The organism is Variovorax sp. GW821-FHT09D05 (assembly GCF_059416325.1).
Window position 1 is genome coordinate 72,682 of record NZ_JBWKOZ010000001.1, and the last position, 26,223, is coordinate 98,904.

At 67.8% G+C, this 26,223-nt stretch carries 23 protein-coding genes and 1 riboswitch; of the genes, 17 read left to right on the forward strand and 6 right to left on the reverse strand.

Annotated features, from left to right (window positions below; translation table 11 throughout):
* Positions 1–229: 229 nt before the first annotated feature.
* Positions 230–1,141, reverse strand: coding sequence for a LysR family transcriptional regulator (locus AC07O3_RS00335; RefSeq protein ID WP_093052624.1), 912 nt, complete (start codon positions 1,139–1,141; stop codon positions 230–232).
* A gap of 113 nt (positions 1,142–1,254) precedes the next feature.
* On the opposite strand from AC07O3_RS00335, the gene AC07O3_RS00340 reads away from it, so the two are divergent.
* From AC07O3_RS00340 to AC07O3_RS00360, 5 genes are read left to right on the forward strand one after another with little or no spacing between them, the layout of a single operon-like run.
* Positions 1,255–2,238 carry a tripartite tricarboxylate transporter substrate binding protein gene (locus AC07O3_RS00340; RefSeq protein WP_489017913.1) on the forward strand — a complete coding sequence of 328 codons (984 nt, stop codon included), beginning with the start codon at positions 1,255–1,257 and terminating at the stop codon, positions 2,236–2,238.
* Positions 2,239–2,250: 12 nt separating this feature from the next.
* Positions 2,251–3,147 carry an HTD2 family dehydratase gene (locus AC07O3_RS00345; protein WP_495338289.1) on the forward strand — a complete coding sequence of 299 codons (897 nt, stop codon included), beginning with the start codon at positions 2,251–2,253 and terminating at the stop codon, positions 3,145–3,147.
* 15 nt (positions 3,148–3,162) lie between these two features.
* Entirely contained in the window at positions 3,163–4,344 is a 1,182-nt protein-coding gene (locus AC07O3_RS00350; protein ID WP_307614439.1) for a CaiB/BaiF CoA transferase family protein, read from the forward strand.
* Positions 4,341–5,195, forward strand: coding sequence for an HpcH/HpaI aldolase/citrate lyase family protein (locus AC07O3_RS00355; RefSeq protein WP_495338290.1), 855 nt, complete (start codon positions 4,341–4,343; stop codon positions 5,193–5,195). The genes AC07O3_RS00350 and AC07O3_RS00355 overlap by 4 nt, the downstream gene beginning before the upstream one ends.
* Before the next feature lie 31 nt (positions 5,196–5,226).
* Positions 5,227–6,234, forward strand: a complete 1,008-nt coding sequence (locus AC07O3_RS00360; RefSeq protein ID WP_495338291.1) for a tripartite tricarboxylate transporter substrate binding protein BugD — start codon at positions 5,227–5,229, stop codon at positions 6,232–6,234.
* Between the two features lie 4 nt (positions 6,235–6,238).
* On the opposite strand, the gene AC07O3_RS00365 is transcribed toward AC07O3_RS00360, so the two are convergent.
* The gene (locus tag AC07O3_RS00365) at positions 6,239–6,760 is read right to left on the reverse strand and encodes a CinA family protein (protein WP_495338292.1); all 522 of its coding nucleotides are present in this window, start codon (positions 6,758–6,760) and stop codon (positions 6,239–6,241) included.
* Positions 6,757–7,404, reverse strand: a complete 648-nt coding sequence (locus tag AC07O3_RS00370; RefSeq protein ID WP_093080302.1) for a DJ-1/PfpI family protein — start codon at positions 7,402–7,404, stop codon at positions 6,757–6,759. The genes AC07O3_RS00365 and AC07O3_RS00370 overlap by 4 nt, the downstream gene beginning before the upstream one ends.
* A 204-nt stretch (positions 7,405–7,608) precedes the next feature.
* Between AC07O3_RS00370 and phbB the strand changes: the two genes are divergently transcribed.
* The 3 genes from phbB to AC07O3_RS00385 all read left to right on the forward strand — a co-directional run bounded on the left by phbB (position 7,609) and on the right by AC07O3_RS00385 (position 11,604).
* Positions 7,609–8,346: an acetoacetyl-CoA reductase gene (gene phbB, locus AC07O3_RS00375; protein ID WP_093052606.1), complete on the forward strand. Its 738-nt coding sequence runs from the start codon at positions 7,609–7,611 to the stop codon at positions 8,344–8,346.
* Positions 8,347–8,472: 126 nt separating this feature from the next.
* Positions 8,473–9,816 carry a dicarboxylate/amino acid:cation symporter gene (locus AC07O3_RS00380; RefSeq protein WP_093176514.1) on the forward strand — a complete coding sequence of 448 codons (1,344 nt, stop codon included), beginning with the start codon at positions 8,473–8,475 and terminating at the stop codon, positions 9,814–9,816.
* 81 nt (positions 9,817–9,897) lie between these two features.
* On the forward strand, positions 9,898–11,604 hold the full coding sequence (locus AC07O3_RS00385; RefSeq protein WP_093080307.1) for a cation:proton antiporter domain-containing protein: 1,707 nt from the start codon (positions 9,898–9,900) through the stop codon (positions 11,602–11,604).
* Between the two features lie 23 nt (positions 11,605–11,627).
* On the opposite strand, the gene AC07O3_RS00390 is transcribed toward AC07O3_RS00385, so the two are convergent.
* Entirely contained in the window at positions 11,628–12,032 is a 405-nt protein-coding gene (locus AC07O3_RS00390; protein WP_093052597.1) for a hypothetical protein, read from the reverse strand.
* Between the two features lie 142 nt (positions 12,033–12,174).
* Here AC07O3_RS00390 and AC07O3_RS00395 point away from each other — a divergent pair, with 142 nt between their 5' ends.
* The 9 genes from AC07O3_RS00395 to AC07O3_RS00435 all read left to right on the forward strand — a co-directional run bounded on the left by AC07O3_RS00395 (position 12,175) and on the right by AC07O3_RS00435 (position 24,435).
* Complete coding sequence (locus AC07O3_RS00395) at positions 12,175–12,417, forward strand: hypothetical protein (protein WP_307614444.1); 243 nt, start codon at positions 12,175–12,177, stop codon at positions 12,415–12,417.
* A 79-nt stretch (positions 12,418–12,496) separates the two neighbouring features.
* Positions 12,497–12,794, forward strand: a riboswitch (cobalamin riboswitch).
* A 132-nt stretch (positions 12,795–12,926) separates the two neighbouring features.
* The gene (locus tag AC07O3_RS00400) at positions 12,927–15,110 is read left to right on the forward strand and encodes a TonB-dependent receptor (protein ID WP_495338293.1); all 2,184 of its coding nucleotides are present in this window, start codon (positions 12,927–12,929) and stop codon (positions 15,108–15,110) included.
* An 11-nt stretch (positions 15,111–15,121) separates the two neighbouring features.
* Complete coding sequence (locus tag AC07O3_RS00405) at positions 15,122–16,651, forward strand: PepSY domain-containing protein (RefSeq protein WP_495338294.1); 1,530 nt, start codon at positions 15,122–15,124, stop codon at positions 16,649–16,651.
* Positions 16,652–16,697: 46 nt separating this feature from the next.
* Entirely contained in the window at positions 16,698–17,375 is a 678-nt protein-coding gene (locus tag AC07O3_RS00410) for an energy-coupling factor ABC transporter permease (protein ID WP_495338295.1), read from the forward strand.
* 82 nt (positions 17,376–17,457) lie between these two features.
* A complete protein-coding gene (cobW, locus tag AC07O3_RS00415; protein ID WP_495338296.1) occupies positions 17,458–18,525 on the forward strand; it encodes a cobalamin biosynthesis protein CobW in 1,068 nt (355 codons plus the stop codon).
* Between the two features lie 12 nt (positions 18,526–18,537).
* Positions 18,538–22,356, forward strand: coding sequence for a cobaltochelatase subunit CobN (gene cobN / locus AC07O3_RS00420; RefSeq protein ID WP_495338297.1), 3,819 nt, complete (start codon positions 18,538–18,540; stop codon positions 22,354–22,356).
* Positions 22,353–23,417 (forward strand): magnesium chelatase ATPase subunit I, encoded by a 1,065-nt coding sequence (locus tag AC07O3_RS00425; protein WP_495338298.1) that lies wholly within the window; start codon positions 22,353–22,355, stop codon positions 23,415–23,417. The genes cobN and AC07O3_RS00425 overlap by 4 nt, the downstream gene beginning before the upstream one ends.
* Positions 23,418–23,536: 119 nt before the next feature.
* Complete coding sequence (locus AC07O3_RS00430; RefSeq protein WP_495338299.1) at positions 23,537–24,055, forward strand: vWA domain-containing protein; 519 nt, start codon at positions 23,537–23,539, stop codon at positions 24,053–24,055.
* Between the two features lie 44 nt (positions 24,056–24,099).
* Positions 24,100–24,435, forward strand: coding sequence for a DUF1090 family protein (locus AC07O3_RS00435; protein WP_093080326.1), 336 nt, complete (start codon positions 24,100–24,102; stop codon positions 24,433–24,435).
* A 29-nt stretch (positions 24,436–24,464) separates the two neighbouring features.
* On the opposite strand, the gene AC07O3_RS00440 is transcribed toward AC07O3_RS00435, so the two are convergent.
* Together AC07O3_RS00440 and AC07O3_RS00445 are read right to left on the reverse strand one after the other, a co-directional pair.
* Positions 24,465–24,947 carry an SET domain-containing protein gene (locus AC07O3_RS00440; protein WP_093052567.1) on the reverse strand — a complete coding sequence of 161 codons (483 nt, stop codon included), beginning with the start codon at positions 24,945–24,947 and terminating at the stop codon, positions 24,465–24,467.
* A gap of 33 nt (positions 24,948–24,980) precedes the next feature.
* The gene (locus AC07O3_RS00445; protein WP_495338300.1) at positions 24,981–26,204 is read right to left on the reverse strand and encodes a GAF domain-containing sensor histidine kinase; all 1,224 of its coding nucleotides are present in this window, start codon (positions 26,202–26,204) and stop codon (positions 24,981–24,983) included.
* Positions 26,205–26,223: the final 19 nt, after the last annotated feature.

Here is a 26,223-nt window from a genome sequence, read left to right on the forward strand (position 1 = left end):
GAAAAAGTTCTCTTCGCGTCCGCTTTTGGCCCCGTGAGGCCTGTTTTGCCCGCCAAGGTTGTTCACCGCTCAAATTTTGAGCAAACTAAGGAATACCCTTGTAAAACAATGACTTAAATCTGTTTTACAAGGCTCCTCATGAGTTACCCCCAAAGTTGTCCACGGAAAATGGGGACTGGATCGACTTGTTCAGCAAACGCATGCAAGTCGATGTTTTTGGGCACCGCGCTCAGTTCTCTTCGGCCAGTTGCCCGGCGTAGTGCCGGCACAAGGTTTCGACCAGCGCCTGCGCATAAATCGGCAGTGCCGCCCGGTCTCGCACCAGCAGATACCGCTCCCGCACGCACCACGCATCGCTGAGGTCGATCAGCGCGAGCTGCATGCTTTCCTGGTTGCGCCGCGCAGCCGATTCGGGCACCACTCCGATGCCCACGCCGCTGCCGATCATCCGGCACATGGCGTCGAAGCTGCCGAGCTGGATGCGCAGCTTCTGCCGCTTGCCGAGGTTGTCGGTGATCTGCGCCAGGAAGGTCTGCAGCGTGCTGCCCTGCTGCATGCCGATGGCGTCTTCATCGAGCGTCTCGGCGAATGAAATCTTCCGGCGCTTGGCGAAGCGGTGCTTGCGCGAGGTGACGAGCACCAGCCGGTCGGTGCTGAAGTGGATCGCCTCCAGCCCCAGCGTGTCGACGCGGCCGGCGACGATGCCGATGTCGGCGCGGCCGTCGAGCACGCCGCGCGGGATCTGAGCATTCGGTTTTTCCTGAAGGTCGACGTTGATGCGCGGGTTGTGCGCCAGGAAGCCCGGCAGGATCTCGGGCAGGAAGTCGGTCACCGCTGTGGTGTTGGCGAACACGCGCAGGTGGCCGCGCAGGCCGCCGCCGTATTCGAGCAAATCGTCGCGCAGTTGCTCCGTTTGATGCAGCACGAGGCGAGCGTGATGCAGGAAGGCTTCTCCCGGAGGCAGCAGCCGTACGCCGCGGGCCTCGCGCTGCAGCAACTGCAGGCCGGCCTGCGTTTCCAGCGCCTTGATGCGTGCGCTGGCGGCGGCCAGCGACAGGTGCTGGCGCTCGGCGGCCCGCGTGAGGTTGCCGAGTTCGGCCGTGGCCACGAACAGCCGCAGGTCGGTGAGGTCGAAAAGCATCGAGCGATGTTAGGCCCCAAGCCTTCGGAATTCCAGAAGGCTGGGTTCCGAAATCGCAGATTGCGCGCAGGGGGAGGGCGAACGACCATGCGGCCATGGAGACACAACACATCATGAGATTTCGCGCCTTCGCACTGCTGGCGTTCGCAGCCGCCGCCGCGGCACTGGTCCAGGCCGGCCCGGCACGCGCCGAGGCTTATCCCTCGCGCCCCGTCACGCTGGTGGTGCCGCAAGCCGCCGGCGGCACCAACGACATCGTCGGTCGCCTCGTGGGCCAGAAGCTCGGCGAAGTAATGAACAACGCCAGCGTGGTGGTCGACAACCGGCCCGGCGCTGGCGGCAACATCGGCACGCAGCTGGTGGCCAAGGGGCCGAAGGACGGGTACACGCTGCTCATGACCATCAGCAGCAGCCAGGCCATCAACCCGGCGCTGTACAAGAACCCGGGCTTCGACCCGGTGAAAGACTTCAAGCCCGTCGGCCTCGTCGGCGCGGTGCCCAATGTGCTGCTGGTCAACCCCACGTTCCCGGCGAAGAACTTCGCCGAGTTCCTGAAGCTCGCGCGGCAGAAGGGCGCCAACTACCAGTACGCCTCGGCCGGCAACGGCACGCTCAACCACCTGCTGGGCGAAATGCTCAACAGCATGGCGGGCATCTCGCTGCAGCACGTGCCGTACAAGGGTGTCGCACCAGCGCTCAACGACGTGCTGGGCGGGCAACTGCCGATCGTGTTCGCGAGCCTGCCTTCGGCTCTTTCGCACATCAAGGCCGGCAAGCTGCGCGCGCTGGCTGTGAGCGGCGACAAGCGCTCGGCCGTGCTGCCCGACGTACCCACCATCGCCGAGGAGGTGCCCGGCTACAACGGCACGCTGTGGATCGGCCTGTTTGCGCCTGCGGGCGTGCCGGCCGATGTGCTGGCGACATTGCAGGACGCCACGCGCAAGGCGCTGGCCTCGAAGGACCTGCGCGACAAGCTCGACCAGCAGGGCGTCGAAATTGCAGCGCCCACCACGCCCGATCAATTTTCGAAACTGCTGCAGGACGACCTCGCCAAGTGGGCGCGCATCGTCAAGGCCTCCGGTGCCGCAGTCGACTGAATGAAGCAAGACATGCCCAACGAAACTCCCACGACACCCTCCGTGATCGACAGCGAAGCACTGGCGAAGCTGCAAGCCTGGCAAGGCCGCAGCGAGACGCTGGCCGACGACATCACCGCCGCGCCCGTGCGCGCGCTCTCCGCCACGCTCGATCGTGACGATGCCCTGCCCGAAGCCGGCACACGCCTGCCCGAGCTGTGGCATTGGCTCTACTTCCTGCCGCACCACCGCCAGTCCGAAATCGGCGAAGACGGCCATGCGAAGCGCGGCGGCTTCCTGCCGCCCGTGCCGTTGCCGCGCCGCATGTGGGCCGGGGGGCGGCTTGCCTGGGAGCCCGGCAACCCGCTGCAGGTCGGCGACAGGATCGAGCGCACCTCGGCCATCGCATCGGTCACGCACAAGGCGGGCCGTACCGGCGAACTGGTCTTCGTGCTCGTGCGCCACGAGGTGCGCAACGAGCGCGGCCTCGCGCTGACCGAGGAGCACGACATCGTCTACCGCGCCGCCGCGCAGCCAGGTGAAGCGGGCCCGCCACCCACGCCCGCGCCGAAGGACGCCGCCTTCAGCCGCGACATCGTGCCCGACGACGTGCTGCTGTTCCGTTATTCAGCGCTCACCTTCAACGGTCACCGCATCCACTACGACCGCCGCTACGTGACGCAGGTCGAGGGCTATCCGGGCCTGATCGTGCACGGCCCGCTGATAGCGACGCTGCTGGTCGACCTGCTGCGCCGCAACGTGCCGGGCGCGCAGCTCGCGCGCTTCGAATTCCGCGCGGTGCGCCCGACTTTCGACATCGCGCCGTTCCGCGTGCACGGCAAGCCCGGTGCCGACGGAAAGACATTCAGCCTTTGGGGCGAAGACGCCGACGGCTGGCTCACGATGCAGGCCACGGCCGTGCTGGCCTGAGGGGAGAACCGACACATGACAAGACCCCTGGACGGCATCACCGTCATCTCGCTCGAGCACGCGATTGCCGCGCCGTTCTGCACCCGCCAGCTGGCCGACCTCGGCGCGCGCGTCATCAAGGTGGAGCGCCCCGAGGTGGGCGACTTCGCGCGGGCCTACGACGCCCGCGTGCACGGCGAGGCCTCGCACTTCGTGTGGGTGAACCGCTCGAAGGAAAGCCTCACGCTGGACCTGAAGCAACCCGCCGCGCTCGCCGTGCTGCAGGAGCTGGTGGCCGATGCCGACGTGCTGGTGCAGAACCTCGCGCCCGGCGCCGCCGCGCGCATGGGGCTCGGTGCGCAGGTGCTGCAGGCGAAGCACCCGCGGCTCATCGTCTGCGACATCTCGGGCTACGGCGAAGACGGACCGTACCGCGACAAGAAGGCCTACGACCTGCTGATCCAGAGCGAGGCGGGCTTTCTGTCGGTCACGGGCACGCCGGACGATCCGTGCAAGTCGGGCAATTCCATCGCAGACATTGCGGCGGGCATGTACGCATACACCGGCATCCTCGCGGCGCTGCTCCAGCGCGGCAAGACCGGCAAGGGCTCGCACATCGATGTGTCGATGCTCGAATCGCTCGCGGAGTGGATGGGCTACCCGATGTACTACGCCTACGAAGGCGCGCCGCCGCCGCCGCGCAGCGCCGCTTCGCACGCGACCATCTATCCCTACGGGCCGTTCCCCGCCGGCGATGGCGGCACTGTGATGCTGGGCCTGCAGAACGAGCGCGAGTGGCGCACCTTCTGCGAGAAGGTGCTGCTGCAGGCAGGGCTCGCAACCGATGCCCGCTTCGACAGCAACGCACGGCGCAATGAAAACCGCGAGGCCCTGCGCACGATCATCGTCGAGACCTTCGGCGCGCTGAGCACGGCACAGGTGCTGGAGCGGCTCGACACGGCGCAGATCGCCAACGCCCGAATGAACGACATGGCCGGCCTATGGGCGCATCCGCAGTTGCAGGCGCGCGAGCGCTGGCGGCAGGTGGGTTCGCCGGCGGGCGAGATTCCGGCCTTGCTGCCGGCTGGTCGGCAGAGTGCGTTCGACTACCGCATGGACCCGATTCCGGCGGTCGGTGAGCACACCGAAGCGATCCTGCGCGGCCTCGGGCGCAGCGAGGCGGACATTGCGGCGCTGCGCGAGGCGAGGGCGGTGTGAGCGCGCTCGCCCTGGCACGCGCCTTTCTCTTCGTGCCTGCCGACCGGCCCGAGCGCCATGCGCGCGCGCTGGCCACCGGGGCGGGCGGCGTGATCGTCGATCTGGAGGATGCGGTGGCGCCCGAACGCAAGGCGGCGGCGCGCGAGGCGCTCGCCGCCTCGTTCGCCGCGCTGCCCGTCGCCGACCGGCAACGCCTGCTGGTGCGCGTCAATGCCGCCGGCACGCCATGGCATGACGATGACTGCGCGCAGGTCGGCGCGCTGGTAGCGCAAGGCCTGATTGCGGGCGTCGTGCTACCCAAGGCGGAGCGTGCGGCCGATCTGTCCCGGCTGGCCGGGGCCGTCGGTCCACGGGGCGTGCTGGTGCCGCTGATCGAATCGGCCGCGGGCCTGGCGGCAGTCGATGAACTCGCGGCCGGCCCGCAGGTGCTGCGGCTCGCGTTCGGCAATCTCGATTTCCAGGCCGATATCGGCCTGGCCTGCGACGCGGACGAAGCCGAGCTGATGCCAGTGCGCCTCGCATTGCTGCTCGCCTCGCGCCGCGCCAACCTTCCCGCGCCCATCGACGGCGTGACGCCAGACTGGCGCGACGCCCAGCGGCTGGCCACCGACACCGCACGCGCCCGGCGCGGCGGCTTCGGCGCCAAGCTGTGCATTCACCCCGATCAGGTTGCGCCGGTGCATGCCGCGCTCGGCCCCAGCGCCGACGAACTGGCGTGGGCCCGTCGCGTGGTCGACGCCATCCGAGCATCGGGTGGCGGCGTGGTCAGCCTCGACGGGCGGATGGTCGACGCGCCCGTGGTGCGCCTGGCCGAACGCCTGCTGGCGCTCGAAGACCAACCGGCGCCCTGACGGAACACCCATAACCATAGGAGACAAAGAAGTGACAGCAACAAAGACGACCTGGAAATTCAAGACCCTGCTCGCGGCCTCGGCCGGCGCCTGCCTGTTCGCCCTGCAATCGCCCGCCATCGCGCAAGCCGCGTGGCCCGACAAGCCCATCACCATGGTCGTGCCGTACTCCGCCGGCGGCCCGACCGACGTGGTGGCGCGCATGCTGGCCATTCCCATGGGCAAGTCGCTGGGCCAGACCGTGATCGTCGAGAACACCGTGGGCGCGGGCGGTACCATCGCACCCACGCGGGTGGCCAGGGCGGCGCCCAACGGCTACACCATCCTCATCCACCACATGGGCATGGCCACCGCGCCCGCACTCTACAAGAAGCTCAACTACGACCCGCTGAAAGACTTCGAGTACATCGGCCAGGTGCTGGACGTGCCGATGACGCTGCTGTCGCGCAAGGACTTCCCGGCCAACAACTACCAGGAACTGCTGGCCTACGTGAAGGCCAACAAGGACAAGGTCACGCTGGCCAATGCGGGCGTGGGCGCGGTGTCGCAGCTGTGCGGCCTGCTGTTCATGAACCAGATCGGCGTGCAGCTGACGACGGTGCCGTACAAGGGCGCCGGCCCGGCGCTCAACGATCTCATGGGCGGGCAGGTCGACCTGCTGTGCGACCAGACCACGCAGACCGCGCCGGTCATCAAGGACGGCAACCGCGTGAAGGTGTTCGGAGTGACCACGCCGCAGCGCCTGTCGAGCATGCCCAGCATCCCGACACTGGACGAGCAGGGCCTCAAGGGCTTCGACGTGCGGGTGTGGCACGGCATGTATGCGCCCAAGGGCACGCCGCCCGCCGTGATCGAGAAGCTCAACGCCGCCCTGCGCGCCGCGCTGCAGGACGACATGGTCAAGCACCGGCTTGCCGAACTCAGCTCGGAAATCGTGCCGCTGGACAAGCAGACGCCGGAGAGCCTGCGTACGCACCTCGCGGCAGAGGTTGCGAAGTGGGGCAAGGTGATCCGCGCCGCGGGTGTCCAGGCGGATTGATTGTTCAGGCGGGCGGCGGCTCCGGCTGAGCCCGCAGCGTCTCGTCGAACAGAGCGAGCAGGTGCCGCGCGAACACGTCCATGTTCGCCGGCCGGTCGGTGTCGCCGGTCTCGATGGTGCGGCTTACCGTCACCGCGCCGACCACGGCGATGCACACGTGCCCCGGCGCATCGCCGTACGGGCTGCCTGACGGGCCGGCCGCGCCGCTTTCGGCGATGCCCCAGGTGGTGTGGTGGGTGTCGCGCATCCGGCCGGCGACGAGGAGGGCGTAGGGCTCGGTTTCGCCGCGCATGCCGGTCATGTCTTCCGCGGTCAGGCCCAGCAGCGCCCGGCCGGCGCGCCGCGAATAGACGACGGCGCCGCCGCGGAAGTAGGCCGACGCGCCCGGAATTGCGAGCAGCGCAGCCGACACGAGGCCGCCTGCCGAAGACTCGACGACCGAGACCGTCTGGCCCCGTGCGCGCAGCGTTTCGCCGATACGCGCGGCGAGCACCGGTAGCGGTTCGGGAAGCGAGGGGGCGGTCATGGCGCCTGGAAACGGGAGCCGGGCCGTTTCACGTACGCCGGCGCGCGCTCATGGCTCGCCGTGTCTCCGTAGATCGTGTCCGCCGGGTAGTACTCGGCCTGCAGCTGCACCCGGGCTGCGGCTTCCTCGCCCGCGGTATGGGCGATGAAGGCCAGCATCAGGTCGGTACCGGCCGATACCCCCGCCGACGTCCAGACATTGCCGTCACGCACGAAGCGCTGCTCGACCACCTTCACGTCGCCCAGCGCGCGCAGGCGGTCCAGCGATCCCCAGTGCGTGGTCGCGGTCTTGCCCGAGAGCAGCCCGGCCGCGTGCAGCACGAAAGCGCCGGTGCACACCGACATCAGCGTCTGGCAGCCCGGCGCCTGGTCGGCCAGGAAGCGCGTCATGGCGGGGTTGTCGACCTCGCGGCGCGTGCCCATGCCGCCGGGCACGAGCAGGCAGTCGAGGGGCGGGCAATCGGCAAAGGACACGTGCGGGTTGATGGACAGGCCCTTGGCGCAGACCACCGGTTCGCGCTTTTCGGCCACGATCAGGCAGTGCTCGGGACCGGCGGCCAGCTTGCTCCACATGGTGAGCATTTCCCAAGGGCCGACGAAGTCGAGTTCCTCGACGTCGGGGAAGACGATGATCCCGAAATTCATACTTTCGAACTCCTTGGGTGTTGCCGCTTGCACGGGCTTGCACAAGAACAGACAGTGCGAGGATAGAGGCTGGGCACGAAGGCCGCTCTTCGTGACAGCTGGTTGCAAGCTTGGCTCAGTGTTTTCCTCAGAGGACGCGGGCTTGAAACTCGCTAGAGTGAAGGCGGCCGTTCAGGCTTTTGCTACGTACACAAAGGAAATCTTATGAGCAAGAAAGTTGCATATGTCACCGGGGGCATGGGTGGCATCGGAACAGCCATCTGCCAGCGTCTGCACAAGGACGGGTTCACCGTGATCGCCGGTTGCGGCCCCACGCGCGACTACGCCAAGTGGCTGGCCGAACAGAAAGCCGAAGGCTTCGAGTTCCACGCGTCGGTCGGCAATGTCGGCGACTGGCAATCCACCGTCGAGGCCTTCTCTGCCGCCAAGGCAGCGCATGGCGCCATCGATGTGCTGGTCAACAACGCCGGCATCACGCGGGACCGCATGTTCCTGAAGATGACGCCCGAAGACTGGAGCGCGGTGATCGAGACCAACCTCAACAGCATGTTCAACGTCACCAAGCAGGTGGTGGGCGACATGGTCGAAAAGGGCTGGGGCCGCATCATCAACATCAGCTCGGTCAATGGCGCCAAGGGCCAGGCGGGCCAGACCAACTACTCGGCGGCCAAGGCCGGCATGCACGGCTTCACCATGGCGCTGGCGCAGGAGCTGGCCAACAAGGGCGTGACGGTCAACACCGTGAGCCCGGGCTACATCGGCACCGACATGGTCAAGGCCATCCGCCAGGAAGTGCTCGACAAGATCGTGGCCACCATCCCGGTCAAGCGCCTGGGCGAGCCGAGCGAAATCGCCTCGATCATCGCGTGGCTCGCCACCGACGAAGGCGGCTACAGCACCGGGGCCGACTTCTCGGTCAACGGCGGCCTGCACATGCATTAAGCATGCTGACCTGCACCTGATCGACAAAACCCGCTTCGGCGGGTTTTTTCATTTGATCGATGCGGGTTCCACGGATAGAAAGCCGCCAACACGCGTCCTACAGTGTCCAACCCTCCGGAGGCAAAAATGGAAAACACAACAAGCACACCCGCCAGAAAGCTCCCGCTCTACCGTTCGCTCTACGTGCAGGTGATCACCGCGGTGATCATCGGCGTGCTGCTCGGCCACTTCTATCCCGCGGCCGGCGAGGCGATGAAGCCGCTGGGCGACGGCTTCATCAAGCTGATCAAGATGATCATCGCGCCGATCATCTTCTGCACGGTGGTGGTGGGCATCGCCGGCATGGAAGACATGAAGAAGGTCGGCAAGACCGGCGGCCTGGCGCTGCTGTACTTCGAGGTCGTCAGCAGCATCGCGCTCATCGTCGGGCTGGTGCTGGTCAACGTGCTCAAGCCCGGTGCGGGCATGAACGTCGACCCGGCCACTCTCGACACCAAGTCGATCGCCTCCTACACCGGCCCCGGCAAGATGACCGGCACGGTCGACTTCATTCTGAACATCATCCCCAACACGCTCGTCGACGCGTTCGCCAAGGGCGAGATCCTGCAGGTGCTGCTGATCGCGGTGCTGTTCGGCTTTGCGCTGCACCGCTTCGGCGGCCGCGGCACGCTGGTGTTCGACGTGATCGAGAAGGGCTCGCACGTGCTCTTCGGCATCGTCAACTACATCATGAAGCTGGCACCCATCGGTGCCTTCGGCGCGATGGCATTCACCATCGGCAAGTACGGCCTGGGCAGCCTGTTCTCGCTCGGCAAGCTGATGGGCACGTTCTACCTGACCTGCCTGCTGTTCATCTTCGTGGTGCTGGGGCTCATTGCAAGGTTCCACGGCTTCAGCATCTGGAAGTTCATCAAGTACATCAAGGAAGAACTGCTGATCGTGCTGGGCACCTCGTCGAGCGAATCGGTGCTGCCGCGCATGATGGAGAAGATGGAGAACCTGGGCGCGAACAAGACCTGCGTCGGCCTCGTGATTCCCACGGGCTATTCGTTCAACCTCGACGGCACCTCGATCTACCTGACGATGGCGGCCGTGTTCATCGCCCAGGCGACCAACACGCCGATGACGCTCACGCAGGAGATCACGCTGCTGGCCGTGCTGCTGCTCACTTCGAAGGGCGCGGCGGGTGTCACCGGCAGCGGCTTCATCGTGCTGGCGGCCACGCTGTCGGCGGTGGGCCACGTGCCGGTGGCGGGGCTTGCACTGATCCTGGGCATCGACCGCTTCATGTCGGAGGCGCGCGCGCTCACCAACCTGATCGGCAATGGCGTCGCCACCATCGTGGTTGCCAAGTGGACCAACGAGCTTGACGAGACGCGGCTGCAGGCGGGGCTCAACAACGAGACTTGGGTAGAGGCGCAAGAGCCTGAGACGTTGGATGCCGCTCGCACCAGCAAGATGGTTGGTTGATCGCTCGGCGCGACAGCCGGGCCCTGGACAAGATGGCCGTGTGAAATAAAAGGGCAGACATCGTTCCTGCAAAATGGAGCGATGCCCCACAGCGTTTCCCTCATCAACACGATTGCCGCCGGCTTGGGGCTGGCGCTGGTGTTCGGATTCCTGGCAGCCAAGCTGCGGCTGCCCGCACTGGTCGGCTATCTGTTGGCGGGCGTGATCATCGGCCCGTTCACACCGGGCTTCGTGGCCGACGCGGAAATCGCCGCCCAGCTTGCCGAAATCGGCGTCATGTTGCTGATGTTCGGCGTAGGCCTTCATTTTTCCCTCGACGACCTGCTGGCCGTACGCAAGATCGCACTGCCCGGCGCGATCGCGCAGATCGGCGTGGCCACGCTGCTCGGCGGTGGGTTGGCCCTGTGGTGGGGCTGGAGCCCCGGCGCGGCATTGGTGTTCGGGCTCGCGCTGTCGGTGGCCAGCACGGTCGTGCTGCTGCGTGCGCTCGAAAGCCTGGGCATCCTCGATTCGTTCACTGGCCGCATCGCCGTCGGCTGGCTCGTGGTCGAAGACCTGGCGATGGTGCTGGTGCTCGTGCTGTTGCCGCCGTTGGCGGGCACGTTGGGCGGAAAAAGTGAACACGCCGGCCCGGCCGATCCGCTCTGGCAGACGCTGGGCCTCACGCTGCTGCAGGTCGGCGGCTTCGTGGCGCTGATGCTGGTGGTGGGGCGGCGCGTGTTCCCGTGGATCCTCTGGCAGGTCACGCGGACCGGCTCGCGCGAGCTGTTCACGCTGTGCGTGGTGGCCGCGGCCGTGAGCATCGCCTTTGCCTCGGCGGCGCTGTTCGGCGTGTCGTTTGCGCTGGGCGCTTTCTTCGCCGGCATGGTCATGCGCGAGTCGCAGTTCGCCCACCGCGCCGCGCAAGAGTCGCTGCCGCTGCGCGACGCCTTCGCGGTGCTGTTCTTCGTGTCGGTCGGCATGCTGTTCGACCCGTCGGTGCTGATCGAGCGGCCGCTGCAGGTACTGGCGGTGGTGCTGGTCATCGTGCTGGGCAAGTCGCTCGCGGCCTGCGCGCTGGTGCTGGTGTTCCGCTACCCGCTGGGCACGGCGCTCACGGTGAGCGCCAGCCTGGCGCAGATCGGCGAGTTCTCGTTCATCCTGGCCGGGCTGGGCGTGTCGCTGGGCCTGCTGCCGGTGGAGGGCCAGAGCCTGGTGCTGGCGGGTGCGCTGATTTCCATTGCCACCAACCCGTTGTGGTTCAGCCTGATCGGGCCGATGCAGAAGTGGCTCCATGCCCGTTCGTCCTTCGCGCGCGGGCTCGAATCGCGCGACGACCCGCTGGCCGAACTGCCCATGACCACCGAGGCCAAGTACCTCTCGCGGCAAGTGGTGCTGGTGGGCTACGGCCGCGTGGGGCGCCGCATTGCGGCCGAACTCGACGCGCACGACATTCCCTACGTGGTGGCCGAGCAGAACCGCGAGCTTGTCGAAAAGCTGCGCGAGGCCGGCACGCCAGCCGTGTGGGGCGACGCGGCCGACCCGGCGGTGCTGATCCAGGCGCACATCGCGCGCGCCCGCGTGCTGGTGGTGGCCACGCCCGACGCCATGAACGTGCGCCAGATGATGGAGACGGCGCGCACGCTCAACCCCACCATCCAGACCGTGATCCGCAGCCACAACGAGCAGGAGGCCCGGCTGCTCACGCAGGAAACCTCTGCCACCGTGTTCCTCGGCGAGCACGAACTCGCCCAGGCCATGGCCCGTGATGTGGTCCAGCGCGCCGTGTCGATGGCCGTGCCGGCTTGAAGACGCCCGCTTTCCTCTTCTTCTCAGAGGTCTTCGATGACCAGCGTGCGGTAGCGCTGGGCGATGGAATAGGGCACGGTGCGCACCAGTTCCATCAGGCGTTCGGCGGCAGCGCCGTCTCTTGTCCTCACCAGCAGGCCCGTGTGGCCGTCGCGCGCCAACTCGGTATAGGCGCGTACCGTCGCGGCGTCGGTGCCGGCGGAGGGCAGGGGGTTGTCGGATGTCTTCGCGGTCGGGGCGATTTCGGCCAGCACCGTTTGCGCGGGCAGCAGATAGACCTCGTCGCCACTCATGCCTTTTTCGATCAGGCGGTGGCCGATGCGGTCGGCGTCTTCCGCACTCGGAAACATCACCATCGAGTAGCCGGTCGGGTAAAAGGCCCCGCCGATGCTCGATCGCATGCCCGGTTCAAGAGTGAAATGCTTCATGCTGCCTCCTGTTCTTGGAAAGGCTTCTGAAAGGTCCCTGACTACAACATTAGGCCGCACCGGCACCGGGCTCTGTAGGAGAAACCCGAAAGCACTGTCAACCGCGTGCGTACCCCGCCCATTCAAAAAAGAACCGACAACCTTGTCAGCCACTCTTACCTACATGCCCTCATCGAGAAACATCGCGCTCACCGTCCATGAACTGGAGGCGGGCGAGTTCTATTGGGTGCTGATGGAGGCGGTCGACGACACGCCTGGCGAGACCTCCCACGTCTATGTGCCGCTGGAGGCAGCCCACGATCCCTATGCCACCTATTCGAACGCGCTGGTGGCGGGCGTGGCCGTGATGCGGCGGCTGTTCGGACCCGACGGAAGGCCTGCCTGAGGCCCATCAGAGGCCTTCGGCGGAAGGCCTCTCCCTATAATCCCGCCGTTCTGGTGCGTTAATTCTTATTAATCCCGCCAGGCAACACGGTTCGAAGGTGCCCCGCACGCCATCTCATGGCCACGGGGTTAAACGGGAAGCAGGTGCGCCGCGTCGTTCATTCTTGATTGATTGACGCTGCAACTCCTGCGCTGCCCCCGCAACGGTCAGCGGATCTGGAAACCCTCACGCTCATGCCTCCCAGACGGCACGGGCAGCCACTGCGCTTCGGCGTGGGAAGGCGAGGGTTTCGGCCGCGGTGTGCATCCATTCATTGATTGATTGGCACGCCGCGGCGCTCCGCAAGCCCGGATACCGGCCTTCGCAACCGCCTTCGGACGCTGCGGGAGTGCGTGTCCGGGCCTGCCACCGCTTCGCGCTCGCGCGTACCGTCGCAGTCCCTTCGCCTCTTCCGCCGCGTCCTCTATCGGTCAGGAGCCTGCGGGGACGCAGGTCGGAGGAGAAGTCACATGGGTCATGCATCGCCAGCGCGCGATCGCACGGGCGCGCCGCTGCGTTGGACGCGCCTTTCGGGTCTTTCACTGGGTCTGGGGCTGGTTTTCGGGCCTTCCGCGGTCTTCGCGCAGTCGTCGGGTGAAGTGGCGAATGCGGGCCAGACCCTCAAGCCGGTGCAGGTCGAGGCCGAACGGCATACCCCGCTAGCCATCGACGAGCCCTCGCACACCGGCAGCCGCCTCGGCCTCACGCCGCTGGAAACGCCGGCCAGCATCGAGGTGCTGACGGGCGACACCGTCCGCGCACGCGGCGACGTCTCGGTGATCGATGCCGCCACCCGCGCCACCGGCATCACCGGCACGCCCGGCCCCGGCAACGGCGGCACCGCGATGGTGGCGCGCGGCTTCTCGGGCCACGGCTCGGTGATGCAGCTGTTCGACGGCACGCGCCTCTACGCAGGCGCGGGCACCGTCACCTTCCCGTTCGACACCTGGTCTGTCGACCGCATCGAGGTGCTGCGCGGCGCGGCCTCGGTGATGTACGGCGAGGGCGCCATCGGCGGCGCCATCAACGTGGTACCCAAGAAGCCCACGCGCGGCCCGATCCAGAACGAGGCGCTGGTCACGATGGGCTCCGACGCCACCCGCCAGGTGGCCTTTGGCAGCGGCGGGGCGATCAACGACAAGCTCTCCTACCGCTTCGACATCAGCCACCGCCAGACCGACGGCTTCATGCAGCGCGGGCAGGCCGAGAGCCTGGCCGTGGGCGCGGCCGTGCGGCTCGACGTGTCGCCGCAGCTGCAGTTCACGCTGTCGCACGACGAGGGCCGGCAGTCGCCGCAGCGCTACTTCGGCGTGCCGCTGATCGACGGCCGCCTGAGCAGCCAGACGCTGCGCCAGAACTACAACGTCGACGATTCGGAAATCAAGTACCGCGACAAGTGGACCCGGCTCGACGCCCAGTGGACGCCCAACAGCGCCGTCACCGTGCGCAACCAGCTCTACCGGCTGGAGAGCAAGCGCCACTGGCGCGACAGCGAGACCTACACCTACAACGCCACCACGCGGCGCGTGACGCGCGGCGACTACCTGGAAATCGGCCACGACCAGGAGCAGATCGGCAACCGCACCGACGCGACCTTCAAGCACAGCCTGTTCGGCCTGGCCAACCAGGTGCTGGTGGGCTTCGACGCGAATCACATCAACTTCCTGAATTCGAGCGACACGCCCTACGGCGGTCGTTCGGTGGTCGACCCGTTCAACTTCAATCCCGGCTACTACGTGTCGCCGGTGGCCTACACACAGCGCTACCGGACCAAGACCGACACCTACGCCTTCTTCACCGAAGACAAGCTGGCCTTCAACGAGCAGTGGTCGGTGGTGGGCAGCCTGCGCTGGGACCACGCCAAGGTGGCGCGCACCGACCTGCAGAACGCGGCCAACAACCTCGGCAAGACCTTCGAGTACGCCACCGGCCGCCTCGGCGTGGTGTATGCGCCCGATGTGTCGCAGTCGTTCTACGCGCAGGTGGCGCGCGCGGCAGACCCGCTGACCTCGCTCATCTCCACCTCGGCCACGCAGGTGCCGTTCGAGCTCAGCACCGGCCGGCAGGTCGAGGTTGGCTACAAGCGCCAGCTGGCCGACAACCGCGGGGCCTGGACCGTGGCGGCCTATCGCATCGAGAAGACCAAGCTGCTCTCGCGCGACGCGACCGATCCGACCACCACCCAGCAGATCGGCAAGCAGTCGTCCGAAGGCATCGAGGCCACGCTCGACCTGGCGCTCACCTCGACGCTGCGGCTCGAAGCCAACGTGGCCAAGCTGCGCGCGCGCTATGACGACTTCAACGAAGTCGTCAGCGGGCGCCTTGTCTCGCGCGCGGGCAACACGCCCACTGGCGTGCCAGAAGAGGCCGCGAATCTCTGGCTCAACTGGCGCTTCCTGCCGCAGTGGGAGGCTGACTTCGGCGTGCGCTACGTCGGACCGCGCCAGGTCGACTCGGCCAACTCGCGCAAGATCGGCTCCTACACGGTGGCCGATGCGGGCGTGAGCTGGCAGGCGAATCCTTCGCTGAAGCTTGCGCTGCGCGCCTACAACCTGGCCGACCGCCGCTATGCGGTGTCGTTCTCGAACGGCGGCAACCAGTGGTTGCTGGGCCGCCCGCGTTCGTTCGAGCTGTCGGCTCTGGTCAACTTCTGAGCGGCGCTCCCATGACTTCCGCATGGCGCCGCGCTTGGCCGGGCATCCGGCACTGGCTCTACTGGACGCACCGGTGGCTGGGCATTGGCGGCTGCCTGCTGTTCGTCATGTGGTTCGTCTCGGGCGTCGTGATGATGTACGTGGGGTATCCCAACCTCACGGACGAAGAGCGGCTTGCGGGGCTGGCGCCGCTGCGTTTCGAGCAGGCGGCGGTGTCGCCAACCGCTGCACTCGACGCGCTGCCGCAGGCGGCCCGCGTGCAGCCGCGGCGCATGGTGCTGGAGATGCAGGGCGGCATCAACGCCGAGCCCGTATGGCGCATCGTCGATGCGAGCGGAGGCCGGCACACGGTCTCGGCGCGCGACGGCCATGTGCCCGGCCCGGTCGATGCCGCGCAGGCCGAAACCATCGCACGGGCCTTCTCGGGCCATGCGAGTGCGCACTGGGCCGAGACACTGGAGCGCGACCAGTGGACCGTGCCGCAGGGCCTGAACCCGCTGCGCCCGCTGCACCGCATCGAAGTCGGCGACGCGGCCGGCACGGAGCTGTACGTGTCTTCGCGCAACGGCGAAGTGGTGCGCGACACCACACGCTCGGAGCGCTTCTGGAACTGGCTGGGCTCCGTGCCGCACTGGATCTACTTCACGCCGCTGCGCGCCGATCCGCCGCTGTGGCACGACGTGGTGGTGTGGCTGTCGGCGGCATGCATCGTTTCGGCCGTGACGGGCATCGTCATCGGCATCCTGCGGGTGCGCCTGCGGCGCAGGTTCCGCAATGGCGCGGTCACGCCGTACAACGGATGGATGGCCTGGCACCACATCGCGGGGCTGATCGGCGGCTTCTTCGTGCTGACGTGGATCATCAGCGGCTGGCTGTCGATGAACCCCAATGGCTGGTTCCAGCGCGGGCCGGGCGACGCGGCTGCGATGGCGCGCTACACGGGTGCCGGTAAGTCGCCGTTCCCCTGGCCGCCTGCGGTGTTGCCGTCAGGCGAGGGCGAGGCCGCACCGCGCGAGGCCGTGCAGCTGTGGTTCGACGGCAAGCCGCTGCTGCAGCTGCGCGACGCGAAGGCGCGCGTGCGGGTGGTCGATGCGGCCACGGGTGGCCCCGCCGTCATCGGCGAGAGCGACATCCTGCGCGCCGCCGCCCGCCTGCGGCCCGGCGCCATCACCCAGGCCACGCTGCAGACCCGCGAAGACTTCCACTGGTACGGCCACCACCGCGAGCGCACCGTGCCCGTGTGGCGGCTGCAGTTCGACGACCCCGCGCACAGCTGGATCTACATCGACCCGGCCAGCGGGCAGGTCGCCGGCAGCAACGACAGCAATTCGAGGCTGCGACGCTGGCTCTTCAATGCGGCGCACAGCCTCGACTTTCCCTGGCTCATCCAGTACCGGCCGGCCTGGGACCTCGTGGTGTGGCTGCTTTCCATCGTCGGCACCGTGGCCTCGGCCAGCGGCGTCGTGATCGGCTGGCGACGGCTGCGGCGCAAGCCTCGACCATTGGTCATATCGAAGGGGCTTGCGCAAGCAGGCCCATGAACCAACAATCAACTTTCGCACTGCGGTGCATTTCAGGAGGTGCTCGATGCACATCGAACCAGGTCTCGTCGACGGATCCAAGATCTTCCTCAGCTACGCCACGGCGGCAGCTGCTCTCGCCTACACAGGCAAGGTGGCCTTCGATACGGCCGTGAAGGACGGCCTTGCCGCCCTGGCGCTGCGCTCGGCCATTGCCGTTGCGCTGGTGTTCTGCTTCTTCGAGGTGTTGCCGCATCACCCGGTGGGCGTGTCCGAGGTGCACCTGATTCTGGGCACGACCCTGCTGCTGGTGTTCGGCCTGGCGCCTGCGGCCATTGGCCTGGCGGGCGGGTTGCTCATCCAGGGCCTGTTCTTCGAACCGCAGGATGTGCCGCAGTTCGGCATGAACGTCACCACCTTGCTGGTGCCCTTGTTCGCAACGGCCGCGCTGGCACGTCGGATCATTCCCCAGAACGTGGCCTACGTGGACATCAGCTACCAGCAGGCATTCAAGCTGTCGGTGGCCTACCAGGGCGGCATCGTGGTCTGGGTCGGCTTCTGGGCGCTCTACGGACGCGGCACCGGGCTCGAGAACCTGAGCCAGATCGCCAGCTTCGGCGCTGCCTACATGACGGTCGTGCTTGTCGAGCCGCTGGTCGACCTGGGTGTGTTGGCCGCCGCAAAGGCCTGGCGTCGTCTGCAGGGCACGGCCTTCGTCGAGCGCCGCCTGTACAGCGCCATCTGATTCAACCAATGCATCGCCGCGCTCACGAGGTGCTGCCTCGGGGAGCGGCACGGGCGCTTGCGCGCCTGAAAGAACATCTCCCATGACACAAGCAAGCAACGCCAAGATCCCCGTCACCATCGTCACGGGCTTCCTCGGCAGCGGCAAGACCACGCTGCTGCGCCACATCCTCGGCAATGCCGAAGGCCGCCGCATCGCGGTGATCGTCAATGAGTTCGGCGAACTCGGCATCGACGGCGAGATTCTTCGTGGCTGCGGCATCGGCTGCGACGATGAGGGCAACGAGCGCGAAGGCGCGCTGTACGAGCTGGCCAACGGCTGCGTCTGCTGCACCGTGCAGGAAGAGTTCCTGCCCGTGATGTTGCAACTGGCAGAGCGCCGCGGCGACATCGATGCGGTGATCATCGAAACCTCGGGCCTTGCGCTGCCCAAACCGCTGGTGCAGGCCTTCCAGTGGCCGGACATCGCCAACATCTTCACCGTGGACTCGGTGGTGACGGTGGTCGACGGCCCGGCCGCCGCCTCGGGCCAGTTCGCCGAGAACCCCGAGGCTGTCGACGAAGCCCGCCGCGCCGACCCCAACCTCGACCACGAGTCGCCGCTGCACGAGCTGTTCGAAGACCAGCTCTCGGCCGCCGACCTCGTGGTGCTCAACAAGACCGACCTGATGGACGACGCCGCGCGAGCGAAGGTCGAGGCGCTGGTGCGCGAAGAGCTGCCGCCCGAAGTCAAGATCGTGGCTGCCACCGAAGGCCGGCTGCCGCTCGCGCTGCTGCTGGGGCAGGGCCGCGCGGCCGAGGCCACCATTCACCTGCGCGAAAGCCACCACGACCACGAGGAAGACCACGACCACGACGAGTTCGACTCGCTCGTGATCGAGTTGCCGCCCGTGGATCGCGACGGCCTGCTCGCCGTGCTCGGCAGGCTGGTCGAGCAGCACACCATCTACCGCGTGAAGGGCTTCGTCGCCATTCCGGGCAAGCCGATGCGCCTGCTGGTGCAGGGCGTGGGCCGCCGCTTCGACCATCACTTCGACCGCCGCTGGCGCGATGGCGAGGCGCAGCGCACGCGGCTCGTGTTCATCGGTGAAGACCTCGACGAGGCGGTGCTGCGCAAGGCGCTGGAAGAGGTGAGCGTGGTCGCAGCCTGACGGCCTGAACGCATGCACCTGCTGAGCACCCAGCCCGGACGCTTCGTCGAAGACGACAGCGTCGTCACCCGGCTCGACCAGACGCCGGGCGACATCGTGGTGCTCAGCTCGGCCGACACCACGCTCGCGCTGCTCGCCGCGGCGCGCACCGCGCTGGCGGTCGCCGACCCTGGCTATCCGTCGCTGCGGCTGGCCAACCTGATGCACCTGCGCCAGCCTGCGTCGCTCGACCTGTACATCGACGAAGTGCTGCAGCATGCGCGCGTGGTGGTGGTCGATCACCTGGGTGCGGAATCGGCCTGGGCCTACGGGCTCCAGCAGCTCGAAAAGCTCGCGAAGCGCAAGGGCCAGCAGCTCGCCATGTTCTCCGGCGACCTGCAGGAAGACGAAGACCTGCTTGCGCGCAGCACGGCGCCGCGCGCTGTGAGCCGCCAGCTCTGGCAGTACATGCGCAGCGGCGGGGCGGGCAATGCGATGCAGTTTTTGCGCGCGGTGGCCTTCCATGGGCTGGGCCACGGCGAAGCGCCGCTGCCGCCACGCAGCCTGCCGCAGGTTGCGCTGCATGTGCCGCGCGGCATTGACGCTGCGCACACCGTGGCCGGCATCGACGACCTGCGCGCCGGGTGGCATGCGGGTGCGCCGGTGGTGGCGCTGGTGTTCTATCGCTCGCATCTGCTGTCGGGCAACACGGTGGCTTTCGATGCGCTCGCCGCCGCATTGAGCGCAGAAGGGCTGAACCCGCTGCCGGTTGCGCTCGATTCACTCAAAGACCCGCTTTGCCTGTCCACACTGCGCGAGCTGTGCACCGAGCATGACGTGCAGCTCGTGCTCAACACCACGGCTTTCGCCGCGTTGGGGCAGGGCGCGCAGAACGAAGAGGGCGAAGGCATCGCGCTGGCCGGCGACGCACCCGTGCTGCAGGTGATCGTGAGCGGCGGCAACCGCGAAGACTGGCTGGCCGACAGCCAGGGCCTGCGCCCGCGCGACATTGCCATGCAGATCGCGCTGCCAGAGATGGACGGCCGCATCATCACGCGCGCCGTGAGCTTCAAGGGCCTGTCGCATCGCTGCGAACTCACGCAGACCGAGGTGGTGAACTACCAGCCCGAGCCTGATCGCATAGCTTTCGTCGCCGAACTGGCGCGCCGCTGGTGCCGGCTGCGCAGCCTGCGTGTCGGCGACAAGCGCATCGCGCTGATCCTCGCGAACTACCCGGGCAGCGAGGGGCGCATCGGCAGCGGCGTGGGGCTCGACACTCCTGCCTCGGTGATGGCGATCCTGCGCGCGATGGCGGCCGAGGGTTATGCGCTGGGTGAGCCCGGCGCAATGCCCGCCGATGGCGATGCGCTGATGCGCAGGCTGCAGGAAGGCATCGCAAACGATCCCGCGCAATGGGCCGCGCGGCCGGCGTGGCAGAGCTACGGGCTGGCCGAATACCGCGCATGCCTGGCAAAGCTGCCCGATGGCATGGCGGCGGCCATCGATGCACGCTGGGGGCCGCCCGAACAAGACCCGATGGTGCGGAACAGCCGCTTCATGATCGCCGGCCTGCGGCTGGGCCGCGTGTTCGTCGGCATCCAGCCTGCGCGCGCACTGGGCACGCTGGGCGCAGCCGACTACGCGAGCTATCACGACGCGGAGCTGGTGCCGCCGCACAGCTATCTCGCTTTCTATTTCTGGCTGCGCGAGGCCTTCGCCATCGACGCGGTGGTGCATGTCGGCAAGCACGGCAACCTCGAATGGCTGCCGGGCAAGAGCATCGCGCTGTCGCAGTCTTGCTGGCCCGACGCCATCCTCGGACCGCTGCCCAACGTGTACCCGTTCATCGTCAACGACCCGGGCGAGGGTGCGCAGGCCAAGCGGCGCACGCAGGCGGTCATCGTCGACCACCTGATGCCGCCACTCACGCGCGCCGAGAACCACGGCCCGATGCAGGACCTGGAACGGCAGGTCGATGAGTACTACGACGCACTGCTGGTCGATGCGCGCCGCGCCAAGGTGCTGCGCGCGCAGATCCTCGCGGCGGTGCGCGCGCAGCATCTGGTCGAGGAACTGGGCATGCCTGGCGCGGAAGACGATGCGGTGCTCGCACGCGTGGATGCCTACCTGTGCGAGCTGAAGGAAACGCAGATCCGCGACGGGCTGCATGTGTTCGGCGCATCGCCGCGCGAGCGGCTGCGGCGCGACACGCTGCTGGCGCTCGCGCGCTATCCGGCTGCCGATGGTGCGGGCGCGAATGCCGGGCTGCTCGGCGCGCTGTCGCAAGACCTGCTGGCGGGCGATGCCTTCGACCCGCTCGACATCGACGCGGCCCGGCCGTGGCAGGGCGCGCGCCCCGCGCTGCTGCAATCGGTGAGCACTGAAGCGTGGCGGCATCAGGGCGACACGCGCGAGCGGCTGGAACTGCTGGCGCAGCGCCTGCTGGAAGAGGGCGCATGCCCGTCCGAACTGCCGAAGACTGCCGCCGTGATGGGCCGCATCGCGCAAAGCCTGGCGCCCGCGCTCGATGCCTGCGGTGCGCAGGAACTGCTGCAACTCTCCCGCGCCTTGCAAGGCCGATTCGTGCCGCCGGGCCCGAGCGGTTCGCCTTCGCGCGGCCGGCCCGACGTGCTGCCTACCGGCCGCAACTTTTACGCTGTCGATACGCGCGCCATTCCCACCCCCACCGCCTGGATGCTCGGCCTCAAGTCAGCCGCGCAATTGGTCGAGCGGCATATGCAGGAGCACGGCGACTATCCGGTGGCCATGGGCCTGTCGGTCTGGGGCACGGCCACCATGCGCACCGGCGGCGACGATCTGGCGCAGGCCTTCGCGCTCATCGGCGTGCGGCCCAAGTGGGCGCCGGGCAGCCAGCGCGTGGTCGACTTCGAGGTGCTGCCCACGGTCGGCCTCGGCCGTCCGCGCATCGACGTCACGCTGCGCATCTCCGGCTTCTTCCGCGACGCCTTTCCCAATGCCGTGCAGATGTTCGATGCAGCCGTGCAGGCCGTCGCCGGGCAGGAAGACGAAGATGCCGAGCGCAACCCGATTCGCGCACGCATCCTCCGCGAGGCCGCCGCGCTGGAGGCGCAAGGTGCTTCTCCGGAAGAAGCGCGCCAGCAGGCCGGTTGGCGCGTGTTCGGCTCCGCGCCCGGCAGCTACGGCTCGGGCCTGCAACCGCTGTTCGACCATGGCGACTGGCAGACCGACGACGACCTGTCGAGGGCCTACGTCGGCGGCAGCGCCCACGCCTACGGCCAGGGCAGCGACGGCGTGCCCGCCGCCGACGCGCTGGTGCGCCGCCTGCGCGCCATGAACGTCGTCATGCAGAACCAGGACAGCCGCGAGCACGACCTGCTCGACTCCAACGACTACTACCAGTTCCAGGGCGGCATGGTCGCCGCCGTGCGCCATTTGAGCGGCCGGCAGCCGGCGATGTACCACGGTGACCATGGCAACCCGCAGGCGCCGCGCGTGCGCACGCTGAAGGAAGAAATCAGCCGCGTCATCCGCTCGCGCGTGGTCAATCCGAAGTGGATCGACGGCGTGAAGCGGCATGGCTACAAAGGCGCCTTCGAGATGGCCGCGACGGTCGACTACCTGTTCGGCTTCGATGCCACCGCGCGCGTGGTCGGCGACCACCAGTACGCGATGGTGGCCGACGCCTATGTGCTCGACGAAGCCACGCGTGACTTCGTGAGCGAACACAATCCGCGCGCGCTGCACGACATGCTCAGCCGCCTGCTCGAAGCCATGCAGCGCGGCTTGTGGCAGTCGCCCGGCAACTACAAGAACCAATTGGAAAACCTGCTGCTCGACCACGAGCAGCAGATGGAAGGAAGCCTGCGATGACCACTGCCGCCCCGATGCCGGTGCCTTTTCCCTTTGCCGCGATAGCGGGCCAGCCGCATCTGCGCCAGGCACTGCTGCTGGCCGCTGTCGATCCCGGCCTGGGCGGTGTGCTGATCGAAGGGCCGCGCGGCACTGCCAAGACCACGGCTGCCCGTGCGCTGGCCGAGCTGTTGCCGGGTGCCCCCTTCGTCACGCTGCCGCTGGGCGCGAGCCTCGAAAGCCTCGTCGGCACGCTGGACCTCGGGCAGGCGCTGGCCGGCCATGAGCTCAAGTTCGCGCCCGGCCTGCTGGCGCGCGCGCATGGCGGCGTGCTGTACGTGGACGAAATCAACCTGCTGCCCGATGCGCTGATCGACTCGCTGCTCGACGCGGCGGCCAGCGGCGTCAACGTGGTGGAGCGCGACGGAATCTCGCATCGGCACGCCGCGCGCTTCGTGCTGGTCGGCACCATGAACCCGGAAGAGGGCACGCTGCGCCCGCAACTGCTCGACCGCTTCGGCCTGTGCGTGCAACTGCGCAACATCGGGGGCGCGGCCGAGCGGCAGGCCATCGTGCGTGCGCGGCTGGCCTTCGATGCCGATCCGCAGGGCTTTCGTGCGAAGCACGCACAGGAAGAGGCCGAACTGGCTGCTGCGCTGGTTCGCGCACGGGCGCTCGTGGGAGATGCAGCGGCGCTGCCGTACGGCGATGCGGTGCACGAGGCGGTCGGCGCGCTGTGTATCGAGGCCGGCGTCGATGGCTTGCGAGCCGATCTCGTGATGCTGCGCTCGGCCCGGGCACTTGCAGCATGGGAGGGCTCGGCTGCCATCACCACCGACCACGTGCAGCGTGTGGCAGAGGCTGTGCTGCTGCATCGGCGCAAGCCTGAAGCCGAGGCTGCGGCGCCGGCCCCCGCGCCCCGAGCCGCAAAGCCCGATGGGAGCAGTAACGGCAAAGATGAAGCAAACAGCGCAGGCGACGAAGACTGGGGCGCCATGCCCCCTGAACCCGTCGGCATCGAGCGCGTGAAGCCGCTGCGCCCGCTGATCGACCGCACGCAGGCCGCTTCAAAAAAAGCCTGAGCCTCCGGGACGCCGCACCCGCTGGCGCACGCCAGGGTGACCGGAGGCAGGGTTCGCAAAGGGACGCACGGCAGGGCCGCTCGCCGCAGGGCGCAGCCTTCGACTGGCCGCGCACTCTAGTGGCACGCGGCGCCGACCGGCTGCGCGCCGGGCACCTGCGCCATCGCCCGCAAGAAGCGCGCAGCGGCGCGCTCCATTGCTTCCTGCTCGACTGCTCGGCCTCGATGCGCAATGAAGGCAACCTCGCTCGTGCGAAGGGCCTGCTGCTCGCGCTGATGCAGGAGGCCTACCAGCGTCGCGACCACGTCGCGCTGCTGTGCTTTGCCGGCGAGGTGGTCGAACTGCGTCTGCCGCCACGCCGCGCCAGCGCCTGGAACGACGACTGGATCGCGCCGATTGCCGCCGGTGGCGGCACGCCGCTCGCGCTGGGCGTGCAGCGCTCCGGCCAGTTACTTGCCAAGAGCGAAACGCGGCAGCGCTGGCTGTGGCTGCTGACCGACGGCCGCAGCAGCGAAAGCCCCTTGCGGCCCGAGGCCGCCGATGTTGCGTGCGTGATCGATTTCGAGGCGGCACGAATGCCGCTGCATCGCGCCAAGCAGCTCGCCGCGCAGTGGGACGCGCGCTACCTCATCGTGTAGGGCTGATCGGCGGTTTTTGCACCGCCGTTGCGTTACCGTGCGGCATGAGCGTCAAAACCTGCTTCCTGGCCCTTGCGTTGAGCGTGACGCTGCCTGCTTTCGCGCAACCCGCGGTGCCGCCGGACGGCGCGACTTGCCAGGCGGAGGAGGCATTGCTCGAGCGCGACATCGATCTTGCGCGTTCCCGGGGCCAGATGTTGCGGCGGCGAGAGCTTGCCGAGGCATTGAGCGCGCTGCAGCTGCGTTGCAGCAAGACCGCGCCGCCGGCCGAGAGCCGCGCAGCCCGCATCGACAGGCTGGAGCAGGAGGCTCGGGCGCTTCGGCTGGAACTCGATCGCACCGAGGAGCAACTGCGCAAGCTGAAGAACGAGTCGCCCTGACGGCAGGGCCGCCTCGGACGACGGGTCGTTTACGGAGCGGGCGTCTCTGTTTCTTCAGGCGCCAGCATCGTCCCCCGACAGCCCGGCGAGCCGCAATGGCAGGGGTACTTCGACGGCGGTGAGCCGTCGTCCGCCGTCAGCGAGTAGTCGATGAACAACTCGTCGCCCGCGTCCACCGCCACCAGCGTCTGGAACTTGAGCACCAGCTCGCCGCCCTCGTCGTATTCCTCCACCGCTTCGCAGTTCGGCTCGCACGAGTGATTCAGGTGGCGCGTGGCGTTGCCGCCCTTGGAGCCGTCGATGGTCTCGTGGTTCGTCAGCGTGAACAGGTAGGTGAGCTGGTCGTCCCAGACCTTGGTGGCGATTTCGGCCTTGGTGTAGCGGCGGCCTTCGTAGAGGCCGAGAAAGGCTTCGGCCGGCAGGTCGCGCGTGGCAAAGGCGCCGAGGCCGTGCACGCCGCTGGGGCCCACCCGGACGAAAGGGGTGGACGAGGTTTGCTTGCGATGCTTCATGGGGGAAAGAAGGAAATGGGGGGCGTCGAGATATCAAGTGATCGGCAGCTTCGCCACGAAACAGGTGCCTTCGTCCGCACAGGACGTGACCTCCAGCGTGCCGCCGTGGGCCGAGGCGATTTCCGAGCAGATGTAGAGGCCGAGTCCCAGTCCGCCGCCGGGCTTGCTGTTCTCGGGGCGCCAGTAGGGCTGGAAGATCTTCGCGATGTCGCAGGGAGGAATGGGGTCGCCGCCGTTCGTCACCGACAGCACGAGCTGGCCGTTGCGCACGTCGGCGCGAACCACGATCGGCTGGTCCGGCGCGCCGTGCGCGACCGCGTTGCCGAGCAGGTTGGACAGCACCTGCTGGATGCGGCCCTGGTCGCAGCGCACCACGCCGCTGACCGAGAGTTCGTCGCGGATGTCGAGCGCGGGATGGGCGGCGCGCACTTCGTCGATCACGTCGTTGAGTCCCGAGGCCAGGAATTCGGTTTCGCGGATTGCGAGGCCCATGCCCGAGCCGAGCCGCACGCGCGCGAAGTCGAGCACGTCGTCGATCAGCGCCGACATGCGGCGCGTGCTGGCCTTGAGCCGGGTTCCGAGCTTGACGAGGTCGGGCTCCGCCTGCCGCCGGATCAACAGTTCGGCCGCGACGCCCACCGATGACAGCGGGTTGCGCAGGTCGTGCCCCAGCACGGCGATGAACTGCTCGCGCAGTTCGGCTGCGTCCTGCGCCGACTGCAGGGCTGTTTCGGTGCGCTCCTGCTGGGCTTCGGTTTCGAGCTGGCGCGCGATCAGGTCAGCAAAGGCGGTGAACATCGTCACCACCCGGGCATCGGACACCATGGCTGGGCGCGGGTCGATGGCGCAGAGGTTGCCGAAGTAGTCGCCGTTGCTGTGGATGATGGGCACCGAGATGTAGCTCTCGATGTTGTACAGGCGCGGTGTGTGATGGTTGGCGTAGACCGGGTCGGTGCTGGCGTGGTCGATCACCACGGGCTGGCGGGCCATGCGCGATTCGCTGCACAGCGTGGTCTCCACCTTGAGCTGGCCGCCGGGCTCCAGGCCGAACTGGATGGTGTCTTCCACCGCGCAGGCGGTCCAGGTGCCGTCGGTCACGCGGGCCACGGCGGCAAAGCCCATGCCGGTGTTCTGGCAGATGATCTTCAGCAGCGAGGGCACGGCGCTGATGCGGCCGATGGCGGCCACGTCCCGCGCGATGGCCTCGTCGCTGTCGACGTCGGCGGCAGGCGCGAAGAGGGCGGCAGGCGTGTTCAAGGTGCTGGAATGGTACGCC

Bases quoted from the DNA above. Each gene is read 5' to 3' on its own strand.
- AC07O3_RS00440 (WP_093052567.1), bottom strand. From the start codon at position 24,947: ATGAAGCATCGCAAGCAAACCTCGTCCACCCCTTTCGTCCGGGTGGGC.
- AC07O3_RS00365 (WP_495338292.1), bottom strand. From the start codon at position 6,760: ATGACCGCCCCCTCGCTTCCCGAACCGCTACCGGTGCTCGCCGCGCGT.
- AC07O3_RS00350 (WP_307614439.1), top strand. From the start codon at position 3,163: ATGACAAGACCCCTGGACGGCATCACCGTCATCTCGCTCGAGCACGCG.
- AC07O3_RS00410 (WP_495338295.1), top strand. From the start codon at position 16,698: ATGCACATCGAACCAGGTCTCGTCGACGGATCCAAGATCTTCCTCAGC.
- cobN (WP_495338297.1), top strand. From the start codon at position 18,538: ATGCACCTGCTGAGCACCCAGCCCGGACGCTTCGTCGAAGACGACAGC.
- AC07O3_RS00340 (WP_489017913.1), top strand. From the start codon at position 1,255: ATGAGATTTCGCGCCTTCGCACTGCTGGCGTTCGCAGCCGCCGCCGCG.
- AC07O3_RS00380 (WP_093176514.1), top strand. From the start codon at position 8,473: ATGGAAAACACAACAAGCACACCCGCCAGAAAGCTCCCGCTCTACCGT.
- AC07O3_RS00370 (WP_093080302.1), bottom strand. From the start codon at position 7,404: ATGAATTTCGGGATCATCGTCTTCCCCGACGTCGAGGAACTCGACTTC.
- AC07O3_RS00385 (WP_093080307.1), top strand. From the start codon at position 9,898: ATGCCCCACAGCGTTTCCCTCATCAACACGATTGCCGCCGGCTTGGGG.
- phbB (WP_093052606.1), top strand. From the start codon at position 7,609: ATGAGCAAGAAAGTTGCATATGTCACCGGGGGCATGGGTGGCATCGGA.
- cobW (WP_495338296.1), top strand. From the start codon at position 17,458: ATGACACAAGCAAGCAACGCCAAGATCCCCGTCACCATCGTCACGGGC.
- AC07O3_RS00345 (WP_495338289.1), top strand. From the start codon at position 2,251: ATGCCCAACGAAACTCCCACGACACCCTCCGTGATCGACAGCGAAGCA.
- AC07O3_RS00405 (WP_495338294.1), top strand. From the start codon at position 15,122: ATGACTTCCGCATGGCGCCGCGCTTGGCCGGGCATCCGGCACTGGCTC.
- AC07O3_RS00435 (WP_093080326.1), top strand. From the start codon at position 24,100: ATGAGCGTCAAAACCTGCTTCCTGGCCCTTGCGTTGAGCGTGACGCTG.
- AC07O3_RS00400 (WP_495338293.1), top strand. From the start codon at position 12,927: ATGGGTCATGCATCGCCAGCGCGCGATCGCACGGGCGCGCCGCTGCGT.
- AC07O3_RS00390 (WP_093052597.1), bottom strand. From the start codon at position 12,032: ATGAAGCATTTCACTCTTGAACCGGGCATGCGATCGAGCATCGGCGGG.
- AC07O3_RS00425 (WP_495338298.1), top strand. From the start codon at position 22,353: ATGACCACTGCCGCCCCGATGCCGGTGCCTTTTCCCTTTGCCGCGATA.
- AC07O3_RS00335 (WP_093052624.1), bottom strand. From the start codon at position 1,141: ATGCTTTTCGACCTCACCGACCTGCGGCTGTTCGTGGCCACGGCCGAA.